This is a genomic window from Streptomyces sp. NPDC021020 (assembly GCF_044333285.1).
Lineage (GTDB): Bacteria > Actinomycetota > Actinomycetes > Streptomycetales > Streptomycetaceae > Actinacidiphila.
In genome coordinates, this window is record NZ_JBIRQQ010000007.1 from 287,019 (window position 1) to 301,794 (window position 14,776).

The window sequence follows — 14,776 nt, forward strand, 5'->3', positions numbered from 1 at the left end:
GATGATGATCTCCCGCATGCCCGCTTTCGCGGCGATCATTCATGCGATCTTTCGGCGGGCAGGATTCGGGGGATTCCGGTCGCGGGGCGGCGCACGGTCAGCCCCGTGCACTGCCATGCCAGCTCGTCCGTGCCGGCCTCGGGCGCCAGATGGCCGTACCGCCCGGCGGCGACGCTCATGCAGACCACGGGCCAGGCGCGCCAGTGCGGGCCGACCCCGCGGTTGTCGGCGTAGAGCAGCTGCTCGTCGGCGTACCACTCGACGCTGCGGGCGCCGAGGACGACGCGCAGCAAGAAGGGGACCCCGGGGGTGACGGCGCCCTCGGCGTAGTGCCCGGCGGAGCGGACGTGGTTGGTCAGCTCCAGCATCCGCGGGTGGTCGGGGTGGTACTCGAAGGCGTCGACCTCGCCGTGGCCGGGCTGCGGCCCGTGGCCGGCGTCGCGCCCCCACGTCCACAGTGCGGGCCAGGCGCCCTGGACGTCGTGGACGACGCAGGTGGCGGTCAGCTCGTCCTCCGGCAGCAGCTCGAAGCCGCCGGGGGCGTACTCGGTGGAGACCAGCGCGCAGTGCCAGCCGCCGTCCGGGGCGCGGCGGGCGGTGAAGACCCCGTCGGCGGTGGGCGCGTAGCCGGGCCCGATGCGGTCGAGCTTGTTGTCGCCGGGGTTGCGCCCGTCGGCGGGGTAGGCGGAGGTGCGGCCGGCCGCCCACGCCGTCCGGTCGGTGAAGGGCGCGTCGAAGACCACCGCGGGGGCGGTGCGGTCGGTGATCATGCGGGGCTCCCTCGCGCTGGCCGGAATTGCCCCCATTGAATCGGGTTCGACCGGGTGTCCGGCAGCGGCGTGCGGAAGCGCGCACCGGCGCGAACCGGACGGCGTACGCCCCCGGGCCCCCGCTCGGCCCGGGGCCGCTCCGTCCCGCACGAGGGCGGTGTTCTCGGCGGTGGTGCGCCCCCCCCCGGGGGCCGGGGGGCGCTCCGCACCGTACGAGGGCGGCGTTGCTCGGTGGTGCGCCCCCGAGCCCATGCGCGCGCCGGTGCTCCGCCGACCGGGCCTCCCGAGGCCCACGGCTACGCCCCGGCCGCCGCGCGCGCCGCCTCGACCGCCCGCCGGGTGTCGGCCTCGACGAGGTCGGCGTTGATCGCCGCGCCCGCGCGCACCCCGGCGGCAGCGGCGCCGATGACCTGCTCGACCGGGTTCGCGACGTTTCCGGCGACCCACACACCGGGCACGGCCGTGGCGCCCGTCGGGTCGGCGGGGATGCGGGTGCCGATGGCGAGCCCGCCCATCTGCATCTCCTCCGCCGCCAGGCCGAGGCCGTCCAGAACTGCCGAGTTGGCGGTGAGGCGGGTGGCGACGGCCAGCGCGTCGCAGCCGACCTGCCGGCTGCCGGCCAGTTCGGCGGCGGTGAGCCGCCCGTTTTCGGCGACCAGCCGGGTGACCTCGCCGTCGACGACCGCGATGCCGCGCGCGGCCAGCCGCTCGTACGCCTCGTCGCCGGGTTCGGGCGCGGTGTGCAGGAAGAGGGTCACGCGGTCGGTCCACTGCCGCCACAGCAGGGCCTGGTGCACGGCCAGGGCCGAGGTGCCGAGGACGCCCACGGCGCGGTCGCGCACCTCCCAGCCGTGGCAGTAGGGGCAGTGCAGTACGTCGCGCCCCCACAGTTCGGCCAGGCCCGGGATCGCGGGCAGCTCGTCGGTCAGGCCGGTGGTGACCAGCAGCCGGGCGGCGGTCAGCACGGTCCCGTCGTCGAGCGTGACCCGGAAGCCGCCGTCGCCGGTGCGCCCGGCGGCGGTGGCGGTGCCCTGCCGGATGTCCCCGCCGTATCCGCGGACCTCGGCGCGGCCGGCGGCGAGCAGTTCGGCGGGCGGGGTGCCCTCGCGGGCGAGATAGGTGTGGACGCCGGACGCGGGCGCGTTGCGCGGCCGGCCGGCGTCGACCACCAGGACGGAGCGGCGGGCGCGGGCGAGCGTCGCGGCCGCGGCAAGGCCCGCGGCGCCGCCGCCGATGACCAGGACCTCGTGGTCGTGGGCGGGGCGGTCGTACGGATGGCTGTTCGTCATGTCGGGTGCCTCCTCGCCGGTGATGGTCGGCGGAGGCGGGCCGATACGGCAAACGCCGGTGCCGTTCCGGCAACACGCGGGTCTGCCGGAAGGGCCGGGCGGGGACGGGGGCCCGCGAGGGGGCTTTGCCTCTGAGGCAAAGTTTTTGCCCCAGAGGTACGGGCTGCTGTTCCATGGATGCATGGCAGCCACCGACCACCAGCCCCCCGCACCGCCCGCGACCGCGGCGCCCGGCGACGACCTGGTGCTGGCCCCGCGGCTGCGGGACCTGCGGCTGGCAGCGGGCCTGACGCTGGAGAGCGCCGCCGCCCGCGCCGGACTGTCCGCCGCGCACCTGTCGCGGCTGGAGTCCGGGCTGCGTCAGCCGTCGCTCCCGGTGCTGCTCGGGCTCGCCCGGATGTACGGCACCACCGTCTCGGACCTGCTCGGCGAGACCGCGGGCGAACCCGACCCCATCGTACGCGGCGCGACCGCCGCCGCGGTGCCCGCCGGGGGCTGGACGTACTGGCGGGCCGGCGGCAACGGGCGGGCCATGCAGGCGCTGCGGCTGCACATCCCGGCCGAGGCGGGCGCGCAGCGCGCGCTGGTGCGCGTGCACCCCGGCGAGGAGTGGCTGTACGTCACCGGCGGCACGCTGGAGCTGACGCTCGGCGAGCGCGTCCACACGCTGGCGCCCGGCGACTCCGCGCACTTCGACTCGCTCGTGCCGCACCGGCTCGCGGCGACCGGCGGCACGGGCGCCGACGTGCTGTTCGTCCACACGCTCATGCAGAGCGAGACGTCCGCGCTGTGCGTGGGCGCCCCGCCCTCCCGTACCTCCGCGGCACACCGCGGACCCACCACCCACTGAGGCACATGACGCCGGGTCACCGCCCGGCACCTTGGAGGACAAGGACATGACCACCACCGGCGCCACCCCGCACGACGTCCGTCCGCCGACCCCCGCCGTCGTCCCCACCACCAACGGCACCGAGCGCCGCAAGCAGCGCGGCGTCGTCCTGCGCGTGCTGGTCTACGTCGTCCTCGCCCACGGTCTCGCCGCGTACCTCTACTTCCTCTTCACCATCGCCGGCAAGCACTGATCCTTCCTCCGGCCCCCTGACGTGGTCGAATGGTCGCCGGCAACGGCGCCGCCCGGCCGCGGGCGGCACACGGAAGGGGATCCGATGGCACTGCCCGACGACACCTGGCGGACCGACCTGCTGCCGGACCTCGAAGCGCTCTACGAGGACCTGCACCGCCACCCCGAACTGTCGGGCCAGGAGCGCCGCACCGCGGCGAAGGCCGCGCGGTCGCTGGCGGCGGCGGGCTACGCGGTGACGGAGGGGGTCGGCGGCACGGGCGTGGTCGGGGTGCTGCGCAACGGCCCGGGTCCGGTGGTGATGCTGCGGGCCGACATGGACGCGCTGCCGGTCCGCGAGAACACCGGACTCCCCTACGCCTCCGAGGTCTTCGCGACGGGGCCCGACGGCGAGAGCGTGCCCGTCGCGCACGCCTGCGGCCACGACATGCACGTCGCGGCGCTGGCCGGGGCGGCGGCCCTGCTGGCGCGGCTGCGGGAGCGGTGGTCGGGCACGGTCCTCGCGGTCTTCCAGCCCGCCGAGGAGCTGATGTCCGGGGCCCGGGCGATGGTCGAGGACGGGCTCTTCGAGCGCTTCCCCAAGCCGTCGATCGTGCTGGGCCAGCATGTCGGGCCGCTGCCCGCGGGCTTCCTCGGTCACCGGGAGGGCCCGGTCATGGCGGGCGCGGACGTCGCCGACGTGCGGCTCTTCGGGCGCGGCGGCCACGGCTCCCGCCCGGAGGCGACCGTCGACCCGGTGCTGATGGCCGCCTCGATCGTGGTGCGGCTCCAGGGCATCGTGGCGCGCGAGGTGCCGGCCGCCGAGACCGCGGTGGTCACGGTGGGCCGGCTCCAGGCGGGCACCAAGGAGAACATCATCCCGGACACCGCGCAGTTGGGCATCAGCGTGCGCTCGTACACCCCGCAGGTGCGGCGCCTGGTCGTCGACGCGGTCGAGCGGATCGTCCACGCCGAGGCCGCCGCGAGCGGCGCCCCCCGGCCGCCGGAGATCACCTGGGCCCCGGGCGCGCCGGTCCTCGTCAGCGAACCCGGCGCGACACGCGCGGTGGCCGCCGACCTGGCCGCGCACTTCGGCGCCGACCGGATGCTGCCGCTGCCCCCGATCGCCGCCAGCGAGGACGTCGGCCTGTTCGGTGCGGCCGCGGGTGTCCCGACGGTCCTCTGGTTCTGGGGCGGCACGGACGCCGCCGCTACGCTGGCCGCCTTCCAGGAGGGCCGGATGGACCAGATGCCCAGCAACCACTCCCCCGAGTTCGCGCCGGTGATCCAGCCGACGCTCACCACGGGCGTGGAGGCGCTGGCGGTGGCGGCCCTCGGCCGGCTGGGCGTCCGGGAGGCGTCCTGACGGCGGTTCAGCGGGGGTTGCCGGCACGGAGCCAGGCCAGGTAGTCGGCGAGCGCGCCCGCCGTGTCGTACGCGGGCGCGTAGCCGGTGTCCTCGCGCAGCCGCGTGACGTCCAGCCGGACGTCAGGGCCCGCCGCCGGATCGCGCCCCGGCGGCAGGCCGAGCCGCGCCTCGGGGGCGAGCCGGGCCAGCACGTCCAGGATCTCGGCGTAGGTGGTGATCCGGCCCGAAGCGACGTTGTACGTACGGTGGCCGAGCCGCGGCGCCCGCTGGAGCAGGGCGAGCGCGCGGCCGCAGTCGGCGGCGTGGATCAGGTCGGCGCCCTGGGCGGCGCGGGGCGGGGTGCGCAGCGCGGAGAGGTCGGGTGTGCCGCCCCGGGCGGCGGCGTGCACGAGCTGCGGCAGGGCGAAGAAGGGCGACGCCGCCCGCCCGAGCGGACCCCAGACGCCGGCGATCCGCGCGCTGACGACCTCGACGCCGGCGGCTTCGCCGAGGTGGCCGGCGAGCAGCTCGGCGATCTTCTTGAAGGTCGGTATGACGTGCCCGGCCCCCATCGCGAGCGGCTGGGACTCGCGGAGCGGCTCGGTGGTGCCGGTGGTGCTCGGTGCGCCGGTGGCGCCCGGGGATCCCGCGTAGACGCCGATCGTGCTCGCGACGACCACCCGGGAGACCTGCCGTTCGGCCGCCGTCTGGAGGACGTTGAGCAGGCCGGCGAGTGCGTCGCGGGCCGCCGCGACCGGTGCGGGGGCGCCGGGGGGCCAGGGCGCGGAGGGGGCGAGGTGGATGACGCCGGTGACGCGGTGGCGGGCGGCGACCCGGCCGAGCGCGTCGGCGTCGGCGAGGTCGGCCTGCTCGACGTGGACGCGGGCGGCGCCGCGGCCGTCCGCGAGAAAGGCCGGGGGCGGGGCGGGCGGGCGGCGCTGGACCAGCACGCAGGATTCGCCGAGGTCGAGCAGGGCGCGGGCGGTGTGCGAGCCGATGAAGCCGAGCCCGCCCGTGACGAGGATCATCCGTGGCGCTCCGTTCCGGAGAGGGGAGGTGGGAGAGAGGGAGGTGGCGGGGCACGGGGCACGTACGACGGGCAGCGTGCAGCACCTGCCGATCATCAGGGCTGGTGATCGTCAGCTCCACTGACGATCACGCTAACTGTAAGGTTCGGGGATGTCCACCACAGCGCCCGAGCTGCACGGCAGGCTCGGCCACCTCCTGAAGCACGCTCAGGCGCGGTTCGCCGCCCTCCACGCCGAGGCGCTCGCGCCCTTCGGCATCAGCGGCCGCGAGCTGGCCGTGCTGCTGGTGCTCAGCGGTGAGGAGACCCCCTCCTCCCAGCAGCGGGCCGCCGCCCGCCTCGGCGTCGACCGCACGACGATGGTCACCTTCCTCGACACCCTGGAGGGCAAGGGCCTGCTCGCCCGCCGCCCCGACCCGGCCGACCGGCGCCGCAACGTCGTCGTCCTGACCGAGCAGGGCACCGACACCCTGCGCCGCGCCACCGCCGCGAGCGACGAGGCCGAGCGCCGCTTCCTCGCCCCCCTCACCGGCGCGGACGCGGCCGGTTTCCGCACCGCGCTCAGGGACGTGGCCCTCTACGACGGCCCTGCCTGACCGTCCCCGCCGGTTCGCCCGCCCGGCGGGGACGGTGCCGCCGGCTCAACCCGCGCGTACCGCCCCGGCGTCCCCCCACAGCTCGGCGGTGCGGGCCCGGACCAGCGCGGCGATCCGGGCCACCGCGTCCCCGGCCGGGAGCGCGGCGGGGCGGCGGCCGTCGCGCAGCCGCAACGCCACGGTGCCCGCGGCGGCCTCCCGCGGACCCAGTACGGCCTGCCACGGCACGAGGCGGCCGGCGCGCACCCGGGCGGCGAGGGTCCCCCGGTCGGGGTGCGCGACCTCGGCGCGCAGACCCCGCGCGAGGCAGCGGTCCAGCAGCCGCTCGGCGTACGGCATTTCGGCTTCGCCCAGCGGCAGCAGCACCAGCTGGACGGGGGCGAGCCAGCCGGGGAAGGCGCCGCCGTGGCGCTCGACGAGATGGGCGACGGCGCGTTCGACGCTGCCGATCACGCTGCGGTGGACCATCACGGGACGGTGCCTGCGGCCGTCCGGGCCCACGTACTCCAGGCCGAAGCGCTCCGGCTGGTGGAAGTCGATCTGGACGGTGGACAGGGTGCTCTCCCGCCCCGCGGGGTCGGCGACCTGGACATCGATCTTGGGCCCGTAGAAGGCCGCCTCGCCCTCCGCCGCCTCGTACGCGAGCCCCGCGGCGTCGAGCGCGTCGGTGAGCAGCGCCTCGGCCCGCCGCCACATACCGGCGTCGCCGACGTAGCTGCCGCCGGGGCCGGCGAGCGAGAGCCGGTGGCGCACGGGCTCGATGCCCAGCACCCGGTAGGCGCGGGCGATCATCCGCAGGGCGTCGCGGGCCTCGGCGGCGGCCTGGTCGAGGGTGCAGAAGATGTGCGCGTCGTTGAGCTGGATGGCCCGTACCCGGGTCAGGCCGCCGAGGACGCCGGAGAGCTCCGCGCGGTACATGCCGCCGAGTTCGGCGATGCGCAGCGGGAGTTCGCGGTGGCTGCGGGCGCGGTGGCGGTAGATCAGCGCGTGGTGCGGGCACAGGCTGGGGCGCAGCACGAACTGCTCACCGCCGAGGTCCATGGGCGGGAACATGTCGTCGCTGTAGTGCGACCAGTGCCCGGACACCTCGTACAGCTCGCATTTGCCGAGCACGGGCGAGTGGACGTGCCGGTAGCCCGCGCGGCGCTCCTCCTCGCGGACGTAGGTCTCCAGTTCGTGCCGGACGGCGGCGCCGGCCGGCAGCCAGTACGGCAGTCCGGCGCCGACGAGCGGGTCGGTGTCGAACAGGTCGAGTTCGCGGCCGAGCTTGCGGTGGTCGTGCATCGCGGGTCTCCCTCGCGGAATGCGAGGCGGGTGACCGCACGGCGAAGCCCCGGGGCACCCGCCCCGGGGCTTCGCTTTCGGACATCGGTCAGCGCGCCGGGACGTACTCCGGCGTCGTCGTCAGACCGTGGCTTCTCATACGGGGGACGCTAGCGCGCGGGAACCGGCGGCCGCACCTGGTTTTCCGCCGCTCCGGGTCAGTCCTCCTCGGGGCTGTAGTAGTTCAGGGTCGCGTTGAACTGCACGATCCAGGCCTCCAGCTCGGCGGGTCTGCGGGTGGCGACCGCGCAGGAGAAGACGGTGCCGTCGCGCAGCGACACGCCCACCAGAAGGGTGTGGCCGCGCCCGGCGGCGCGCTCGCACCACGCGAAGTCGACGGCGTGCCAGGGCAGTTCGGTGACCTGCCCGTCCGTGCCGAGCGACACTCCGGCGCGGTCGAGGACGACGGCGTTCTTGCGGTCCATGGCCAGGAATTCGGGCATCCCCGGCTGCCCCGCGGCCGCCCCCGGCGGCGGTATCGGAGCCCCGGGCCCGTACGGCGACGGCGGCAGCGCGCCGGGGGTGTACTGCGGCCCGGCGGCGTACGGCGCCGGCGCGGCGGGCAGCGGCCCGGACCCGTACGCCGACGGCGGATACCCGGGCGGCGGGAACGCCGGCGGCGGCGGCACGGGCGGCAGCACCTGCGGCGACGCGCCCCCCGGCGGCGGCCCGGCGGCCGAAGCCCCCGGGGACGGAAGGCCCGGCGCGGACGGCACCGGTGTCCCGTGCTCCCCGGCCCCGGTCACCCGCGCCCCGGGCGTGTCGCCCTCCCCCGCGCCCGGCGGTACCGGCGTGTCGCGCTCCCGCGGCGGCGCGAGCGGGTACGAGGCCGGAGCGGACGGCACCGCGGGCGGGCCGTCCAGCGGGCTGAGCCGGTCCAGCAGCTCCTCCGTGGTGGGCCGCCACTGCGGCGACTTCGCCAGGCACGCGGCGACCAGCGCGCGCAGCGCGTCCGGCACCGCGGACAGGTCGGGGTCGCCGTGCACGGAGCGGTAGATCTGCGCGACCGGCGTGCCGCCGCCGAAGGCGATGCCGCCCGCGGCGGCAACGAGCACCGCGCCGAAGGCGAAGACGTCGGCGGCCGGGCCGACGTCGTGGCCCTCGGCCTGCTCGGGCGCGAGGAAGCCGGGCGTGCCGAAGGCGGTGCCGGTCGTGGTGAGCCGCGCGTCGTCCATGGCGCGGGCGATGCCGAAGTCCAGCACGCGGGGCCCGTCGCCGGCCATGACGATGTTTCCGGGCTTCAGGTCCCGGTGCACCAGCCCGCAGCGGTGGATCGCCTGGAGCGCCTCGGCGAGCGCGGCGCCCAGCTCGCGCAGCCGCGGCTCGTCCATCGGCCCTTCGGCGGCGAGGAGTTGACTCAGCGTCGGCCCGGGGACGTACGCGGTGGCGAGCCAGGGCTCGGCGGCGTCCGGGTCGGCGTCGACGACCGGCGCGGTGTGGAAGCCGCCGACGCTGCGGGCGGCGGCCACCTCGGCGCGGAAGCGGGCCCGGAAGCCGGGGTCGCCGGCCAGCTCGGGCCGGACGAGTTTCACCGCCACCAGCCGCCCGCCGCGCGACTTCGCCAGCCACACCGTGCCCATGCCGCCTTCGCCGAGCTTGCGCACGACCCCGTATGTGCCGATCCGTTCCACGCACCCCTCCCACGTCGGCCCCAGACTACGGGGCGGCGGGCGGGCGTACGGCGTTCGCACAGTGGTGCGCCCGCGCCCGGGGCGGGATCATGCGGTTCTGCCGTGCCGCGTCGTGCGCCGCGCGCCCGGCCGTGAGCGGGCGCGCGGCGCATACCGGGCCCGAACCGCGGCTACTTTCCGGGTAGTCCCGGGCAGTCACCGCCTCAGCCGAGGTGGAACGCCGACCAGAGAGGACCCAGTGTGAGTCAGCAAGGTCAACGAGTGGGCGTCGTGTCCGAAGCGCGCGACGGGGAGACACGGGTGGCGGCCACCGCGGTGACGGTCGCGCAACTGCGGGGCCTCGGCTACGAGGTGGTGGTGGAGTCCGGCGCGGGACTCGCCGCGAGCATCGGCGACGAGGCGTACCAGGAGGCCGGGGCCTCGATCGGGAGCCGTACGCACGTGTGGGGCGCCGATGTCGTCCTGGCGGTCGACGCGCCGTCGCGGGAGGAGATCGCGCTGCTCCGGGAGGGCGCGGTGCTCGTGTCGCTGCTGGCCCCCGCGCAGCACCCCGAGCTGCTGGAGGAGCTGGCGGGGGCCTCGGTGACGGCACTGGCGATGGACGCGGTGCCGCGGATCTCGCGCGCCCAGTCGATGGACGTGCTCAGCTCCATGGCCAACATCGCGGGTTACCGCGCGGTGGTCGAGGCCGCTCACGCCTTCGGGCGATTCTTCACCGGCCAGGTCACCGCCGCCGGCAAGGTGCCGCCCGCGAAGGTGCTGGTGGCCGGTGCGGGCGTGGCGGGGCTCGCGGCGATCGGCGCGGCGGGCAGCCTCGGCGCGGTGGTGCGGGCGACCGACCCGCGCCCGGAGGTCGCCGACCAGGTCAGGTCACTGGGCGGTGAGTACCTCGCGGTGGAGTCGGCGGAGGTCGAGGTCAGCGCGACCGGCTACGCCAAGGAGATGTCGGACGACTACAGCGCGCGGGCCGCCGCGCTCTACACGCAGACGCTGCCGGACACCGACATCCTCATCACCACCGCGCTCATCCCGGGCCGCCCGGCGCCGCGGCTGGTCACCGAGGAGATGGTGGCGGCCATGCGGCCCGGCAGCGTGATCGTCGACATGGCCGCGGCCCAGGGCGGGAACGTGGCCGGTTCGGTCGCCGGCGAGACGGTCGTCACCGCGAACCAGGTCACCGTCATCGGCTTCACCGACCTGGCGGCGCGGCTGCCCGCACAGGCCTCGCAGCTGTACGGCACCAACCTGGTCAACCTGCTGAAGCTGCTGACGCCCGGCAAGGACGGGCGGCTGGTGCTGGACTTCGACGACGTCGTGCAGCGCTCGGTCACGGTGACGCGCGACGGCGCGACGACCTGGCCGCCACCGCCCGTGCAGGTCTCCGCCGCACCGCAGCCCGCGGCGCCGCCGCCCCCCGCGCCGCCCGCCGCACCGGCGCGCAGCCGCGCGGCGACGGCCGCCCGCCGGTACGCCGTGGTGGGCCTGGGGGCGGCGCTGCTGTTCCTCGCGACGGCCTTCGCCCCGCAGCAGCTGATCGGCAACCTCACGGTCTTCGTGCTGGCCATCGTGATCGGCTACTACGTCATCGGGCATGTGCACCACGCGCTGCACACCCCGCTGATGTCGGTGACGAACGCGATCTCCGGGATCATCGTGGTGGGCGCGATGCTGCAGATCGGGCACGCGCACACCGCGGTCACCGTACTGGCCTTCGCCGCGGTCCTGCTGGCGTCGATCAACATCTTCGGCGGCTTCGCGGTGACGCGGCGCATGCTGTCGATGTTCGCGAAGGACTGATCCGCCGTGACCGCATCGACCGCCGCGCAGGCCGCCTACGTCGTCGCCGCGCTGCTCTTCATCCTCTCCCTCGCCGGGCTGTCCCGGCACGAGACGTCCCGCTCCGGCGTGGTCTACGGCATCGCCGGCATGGCCATCGCGCTGGCGGCGACCATCGGGCTGGCCTCACGCAGCATCGCCGCCACCGGCATGGGGCTGCTCGTCCTGGCGATGGTCGTCGGCGCGGGCATCGGCCTGTGGCGGGCCCGCCGGGTCGAGATGACCGGCATGCCGGAACTCATCGCGATACTGCACAGCTTCGTCGGCCTCGCCGCCGTGCTGGTGGGCTGGAACGGCTATCTGGACGTCGAGGCCAAGGGCGCCGGGCAGCACGAGATCGCCGCCGACCTGCTGCGCATCCACCACGCCGAGGTCTTCGTCGGCGTGTTCATCGGCGCGGTGACCTTCACCGGCTCGATCATCGCCTTCCTCAAGCTGTCGGCGCGCATCAGGTCCAGCCCGCTGATGCTGCCCGGCCGCAACCTGCTCAACCTGGGCGCGCTCGCCGCCTTCGCGGGCCTCACCGTGGCCTTCGTGGTCTCGCCGAACGTGGGCCTGCTGGTCGCGGTGACCGCGGTGGCGCTGGCGCTCGGACTGCACCTGGTGGCCTCGATCGGCGGCGGCGACATGCCGGTCGTCGTGTCGATGCTCAACAGCTACTCGGGCTGGGCGGCGGCCGCGTCCGGCTTCCTGCTCGACAACAACCTGCTGATCGTGACGGGCGCGCTGGTCGGCTCGTCGGGTGCGTATCTGTCGTACATCATGTGCACGGCGATGAACCGCTCGTTCCTCTCGGTCATCGCGGGCGGCTTCGGTGTCGAGACGGGCCCGGCCGACACCACCGACTACGGCGAGCACCGCGAGATCGACGCGTCCGGCACCGCGAAGCTGCTCAAAGACGCCCGGTCGGTCGTCATCACCCCCGGCTACGGCATGGCGGTGGCGCAGGCGCAGTACCCGGTGGCCGATCTGACGCGCAGGCTGCGGGAGCGGGGCGTCGACGTGCGGTTCGGCATCCACCCGGTCGCCGGCCGGCTGCCGGGGCACATGAACGTCCTGCTGGCCGAGGCGAAGGTGCCGTACGACATCGTGCTGGAGATGGACGAGATCAACGACGACCTGGCCGAGACCACGGTCGTCCTGGTCATCGGCGCCAACGACACCGTGAACCCGGCGGCGGTCGACGACCCCGGCAGCCCGATCGCCGGCATGCCCGTGCTGCGGGTGTGGGAGGCGGAGAACGTCGTCGTCTTCAAGCGGTCGATGAACCCCGGTTACGCGGGCGTGCAGAATCCGCTGTTCTTCCGGGACAACAGCCAGATGCTGTTCGGCGACGCGAAGGAGCGGGTCGAGGACATCCTGCGCGAGCTGTGAGCGTACGCAGGGGCGGGGGCGGCGGCCCGGTGCGGGCCGCCGTCCGCCGCGCGCCTACGGCATCGGGCCGAGGTCGCCCCGCAGGACCTCGTCGGTGATCCGCGGGCGGCCGAACAGCGCGAGCAGTTCGTTGTTCAGGGCGACCATCGCGGCGAGGTCGTGCCCGTGCGCGATGACGGCGGCCGCCGACAGGCCGGTCGGCACCGCGCCGGCGTCCAGCAGCACCCGCCAGTCGTCCGGCCCCAGCTCCAGGAACTCCAGGCCCTTCAGCCCGGATATCTCCAGCGGGTCGGCGAGCGTGCCCGGATACGCCGTGAGCGTGCGCAGCTTCGGCAGCCCGGTGACGGGGGCGAGGCTCACCGGCGGGCGGTCCAGCACACCGATGCCGAGCACTTCCAGGTCGGGGTGGACCGCGGCCTCGACGTCCGGCAGGCTCGCGCGGTTGACGCGGGCGATCGCCGGCGTCCGGTCCGCGTGCACGCGCGGATGCGGGTGGCTGCTCGGGCGGCGGTGCACGACGAGGTCGGTGAGCGAGTCGGCCTCCAGGTCGGCGCCGGTGTCCTCCTCGTGCCCGATGAGGACGATCTGCCCGGTGCGGCCGAGCGGCCCCGGGGTGAGGTCGACGGCGTAGTGGTCCCCGCCGCCGTTGCTGCCGAAGGCGATCCAGCCGGGCGAGCCGGGGAGCCCCTGCACCGCTGCCTCCGGCGGTGTCACGACCGCCCGGCTCGCGGCATGCGCCCAGTGCCAGTGCCGCGAGGCGGCGTCGGCGACGTACAGCTGCTCCGGCGGCAGCAGCTCGACGCCGACCGCCTCGTACACCCGCTCGGCGGCCTCGTAGTCGGGGAAGTCCGACCACCGGCCGCGGACCACCCGGTAGACGGCGCGCAGTTCGGCGGGCAGCGGGAGGCCGAGCCGCCGCTCGGCCTCGGCGATCTCCTCCTCGGTGGCGGGCACAGCGTCGGGCAGCCGCTCCCGCAGGGTGCGCTCCACCAGCCCGGCGTCCGCCGACCCGGCCGGGCGGGCGTCCGGCGCCGGCTCCGGCAACCGCCGCCACGGCTCGGGAACGGCCCCTTCCACGAGCACCAGCGCCGAGGGGGCGTGGGTCCCGATCCCCGCCGCGGCTGCCGGGCTGGGCGCGAACACCCGTACCGCGGCGGATCCGGCGAGCGACAGCTCCGCGGTGAAGGCGACGTGCTCCCAGCCCGCCTCGCGCAGCGCCTGCTGGATACCCTCCACCGCCGAGAACGCGTCCGCCATGTCCTCGACGAGCAGGGCCCGCCCGGGCGCCGAGGGTGCCATGCGCACCGGCACGCTCCAGGCCCCCAGGCCTATCTGACCGCTCACCACCCCTTCGGGCCCTTCCCACGTCGCGTGGCAGTCGGTCCGCAGGACGCGCAGCAGCGGCTCCCAGGTGGCGAATTCGTGCGGTGAGGGCATCCCCGGCCTCCGAGACGTGCGGGAACGGCGGCGGTTCGGCGCCGTTCGCGTGGTGCGGCCGGACACTGCGACCGGCTGAACTCCATTGTCACAGCAGCCACTGACACTCCCCCGCGGCTCCCTCCGCGGCCCGGCATAGGCTGGCCCGCATGACGGACCACCCGGAGCCCCGGCTCCTGCGCGAGCGACTGCTGTCGGCCGGATTCGACGTCGAGGCGGTGCGCGCCGCGGCGGGCGGGGCCGTGGCGCAGGCCGGGATCGCCACGCTCGCCGGCGGCGGCCAGGTCTTCGCGAAGACGGTGACCGAGGCGATACCCGACCTCTTCGCGATCGAGGCGGCGGGCCTCGGTGTGCTGCACGACGCGGGCCTGCGCACGCCCGACGTGCTGCTGGCGTCGTCCGAGCTGCTGGTGCTCGCGCCCTTCCCCGTCTTCCCGGACACCGGCGAGGCGTGGGAGGAGCTGGGCCGGGCGGTCGCGCGGCTGCACACCTCGACCGTCCACGACCGGTTCGGCTGGCACCGTGACGGGTGGCTCGGGCGGCTTCCGCAGGCCAACACCTGGACGGACGACGGCCATGCGTTCTTCGCCGAGCACCGCGTCCTGCACTGGCTCCCGTTCGTCGACGACCGGCTGGACGCGGACGACCGCCGGGCCCTGGAACGGCTCTGCGAGCGGCTGCCCGAGCTGGTGCCCGCGCAACCCGCCTGCCTCAACCACGGGGATCTGTGGTCGGGCAACATCCTGGGCGCGCCGGACGGCGGGGTCGCCGTGATCGACCCGGCCGTGTCGTACACCTGGGCCGAGTCCGAGCTGAGCATGCTGTGGTGCTCGCCGCGGCCGCCCGCCTCCGAGCGCTTCTTCACGGCGTACGCCGAGGTGGCGCCGCTCGCCGACGGATGGCGCGAGCGCCTGCCCGTCCTGCACCTGCGCGAGGTCCTGAGCGCGCTGGCGCACGGCGTCGACGACTGGGACGCGGTCGGCTACGTGCGCGGTGTCGTCGCGCCCTTCCGCGCCCGCCGGGCGGCCGGCGCCGGGTCGCCGTCCGCCGAGGAGCAGCAGGCGACCCGGGCCTGAGGGCCGCGCG

At 75.6% G+C, this 14,776-nt stretch carries 13 protein-coding genes; 7 read left to right on the forward strand and 6 right to left on the reverse strand.

Annotated features, from left to right (window positions below; genetic code table 11):
* Nucleotides 1-35: 35 nt before the first annotated feature.
* Both ACH4SL_RS22600 and ACH4SL_RS22605 read right to left on the reverse strand, forming a co-directional pair.
* Nucleotides 36-770, reverse strand: coding sequence for a beta-glucanase (locus tag ACH4SL_RS22600; RefSeq protein ID WP_398448271.1), 735 nt, complete (start codon nucleotides 768-770; stop codon nucleotides 36-38).
* Nucleotides 771-1,066: 296 nt separating this feature from the next.
* Nucleotides 1,067-2,059 carry an NAD(P)/FAD-dependent oxidoreductase gene (locus ACH4SL_RS22605; RefSeq protein WP_398448273.1) on the reverse strand — a complete coding sequence of 331 codons (993 nt, stop codon included), beginning with the start codon at nucleotides 2,057-2,059 and terminating at the stop codon, nucleotides 1,067-1,069.
* Between the two features lie 181 nt (nucleotides 2,060-2,240).
* Here ACH4SL_RS22605 and ACH4SL_RS22610 point away from each other — a divergent pair, with 181 nt between their 5' ends.
* From ACH4SL_RS22610 to ACH4SL_RS22620, 3 genes are all read left to right on the forward strand, one after another.
* Nucleotides 2,241-2,909 carry a helix-turn-helix domain-containing protein gene (locus ACH4SL_RS22610; protein WP_398448275.1) on the forward strand — a complete coding sequence of 223 codons (669 nt, stop codon included), beginning with the start codon at nucleotides 2,241-2,243 and terminating at the stop codon, nucleotides 2,907-2,909.
* Between the two features lie 46 nt (nucleotides 2,910-2,955).
* Entirely contained in the window at nucleotides 2,956-3,141 is a 186-nt protein-coding gene (locus tag ACH4SL_RS22615; RefSeq protein ID WP_398448277.1) for a DUF6126 family protein, read from the forward strand.
* Between the two features lie 84 nt (nucleotides 3,142-3,225).
* Nucleotides 3,226-4,485: an amidohydrolase gene (locus ACH4SL_RS22620; protein ID WP_398448279.1), complete on the forward strand. Its 1,260-nt coding sequence runs from the start codon at nucleotides 3,226-3,228 to the stop codon at nucleotides 4,483-4,485.
* 7 nt (nucleotides 4,486-4,492) lie between these two features.
* Here ACH4SL_RS22620 and ACH4SL_RS22625 read toward each other — a convergent pair whose 3' ends face one another.
* Nucleotides 4,493-5,494 (reverse strand): NAD-dependent epimerase/dehydratase family protein, encoded by a 1,002-nt coding sequence (locus ACH4SL_RS22625; RefSeq protein ID WP_398448281.1) that lies wholly within the window; start codon nucleotides 5,492-5,494, stop codon nucleotides 4,493-4,495.
* Nucleotides 5,495-5,645: 151 nt separating this feature from the next.
* On the opposite strand from ACH4SL_RS22625, the gene ACH4SL_RS22630 reads away from it, so the two are divergent.
* The gene (locus ACH4SL_RS22630) at nucleotides 5,646-6,089 is read left to right on the forward strand and encodes a MarR family winged helix-turn-helix transcriptional regulator (RefSeq protein ID WP_398448283.1); all 444 of its coding nucleotides are present in this window, start codon (nucleotides 5,646-5,648) and stop codon (nucleotides 6,087-6,089) included.
* A gap of 45 nt (nucleotides 6,090-6,134) precedes the next feature.
* Here the strand turns inward: ACH4SL_RS22630 and thrS are convergent, their stop codons facing one another.
* Both thrS and ACH4SL_RS22640 read right to left on the reverse strand, forming a co-directional pair.
* Nucleotides 6,135-7,373, reverse strand: a complete 1,239-nt coding sequence (thrS, locus tag ACH4SL_RS22635) for a threonine--tRNA ligase (RefSeq protein ID WP_398448285.1) — start codon at nucleotides 7,371-7,373, stop codon at nucleotides 6,135-6,137.
* Between the two features lie 197 nt (nucleotides 7,374-7,570).
* A complete protein-coding gene (locus ACH4SL_RS22640; protein WP_398448288.1) occupies nucleotides 7,571-9,043 on the reverse strand; it encodes a protein kinase in 1,473 nt (490 codons plus the stop codon).
* 270 nt (nucleotides 9,044-9,313) lie between these two features.
* On the opposite strand from ACH4SL_RS22640, the gene ACH4SL_RS22645 reads away from it, so the two are divergent.
* Together ACH4SL_RS22645 and pntB are read left to right on the forward strand one after the other, a co-directional pair.
* Complete coding sequence (locus ACH4SL_RS22645; RefSeq protein WP_398448290.1) at nucleotides 9,314-10,840, forward strand: Re/Si-specific NAD(P)(+) transhydrogenase subunit alpha; 1,527 nt, start codon at nucleotides 9,314-9,316, stop codon at nucleotides 10,838-10,840.
* Nucleotides 10,841-10,846: 6 nt separating this feature from the next.
* Nucleotides 10,847-12,253, forward strand: coding sequence for a Re/Si-specific NAD(P)(+) transhydrogenase subunit beta (pntB, locus tag ACH4SL_RS22650; RefSeq protein WP_398448292.1), 1,407 nt, complete (start codon nucleotides 10,847-10,849; stop codon nucleotides 12,251-12,253).
* A gap of 54 nt (nucleotides 12,254-12,307) precedes the next feature.
* Here pntB and ACH4SL_RS22655 read toward each other — a convergent pair whose 3' ends face one another.
* On the reverse strand, nucleotides 12,308-13,690 hold the full coding sequence (locus ACH4SL_RS22655; protein WP_398448294.1) for an SMI1/KNR4 family protein: 1,383 nt from the start codon (nucleotides 13,688-13,690) through the stop codon (nucleotides 12,308-12,310).
* A 149-nt stretch (nucleotides 13,691-13,839) separates the two neighbouring features.
* On the opposite strand from ACH4SL_RS22655, the gene ACH4SL_RS22660 reads away from it, so the two are divergent.
* A complete protein-coding gene (locus ACH4SL_RS22660; RefSeq protein WP_398448296.1) occupies nucleotides 13,840-14,766 on the forward strand; it encodes a fructosamine kinase family protein in 927 nt (308 codons plus the stop codon).
* Nucleotides 14,767-14,776: the final 10 nt, after the last annotated feature.

Excerpts from the sequence above, each read along its gene's own strand:
- ACH4SL_RS22600 (WP_398448271.1), bottom strand. The coding sequence starts at position 770 with ATGATCACCGACCGCACCGCCCCCGCGGTGGTCTTCGACGCGCCCTTC.
- ACH4SL_RS22605 (WP_398448273.1), bottom strand. The coding sequence starts at position 2,059 with ATGACGAACAGCCATCCGTACGACCGCCCCGCCCACGACCACGAGGTC.
- ACH4SL_RS22610 (WP_398448275.1), top strand. The coding sequence starts at position 2,241 with ATGGCAGCCACCGACCACCAGCCCCCCGCACCGCCCGCGACCGCGGCG.
- ACH4SL_RS22615 (WP_398448277.1), top strand. The coding sequence starts at position 2,956 with ATGACCACCACCGGCGCCACCCCGCACGACGTCCGTCCGCCGACCCCC.
- ACH4SL_RS22620 (WP_398448279.1), top strand. The coding sequence starts at position 3,226 with ATGGCACTGCCCGACGACACCTGGCGGACCGACCTGCTGCCGGACCTC.
- ACH4SL_RS22625 (WP_398448281.1), bottom strand. The coding sequence starts at position 5,494 with ATGATCCTCGTCACGGGCGGGCTCGGCTTCATCGGCTCGCACACCGCC.
- ACH4SL_RS22630 (WP_398448283.1), top strand. The coding sequence starts at position 5,646 with ATGTCCACCACAGCGCCCGAGCTGCACGGCAGGCTCGGCCACCTCCTG.
- thrS (WP_398448285.1), bottom strand. The coding sequence starts at position 7,373 with ATGCACGACCACCGCAAGCTCGGCCGCGAACTCGACCTGTTCGACACC.
- ACH4SL_RS22655 (WP_398448294.1), bottom strand. The coding sequence starts at position 13,690 with ATGCCCTCACCGCACGAATTCGCCACCTGGGAGCCGCTGCTGCGCGTC.
- ACH4SL_RS22660 (WP_398448296.1), top strand. The coding sequence starts at position 13,840 with ATGACGGACCACCCGGAGCCCCGGCTCCTGCGCGAGCGACTGCTGTCG.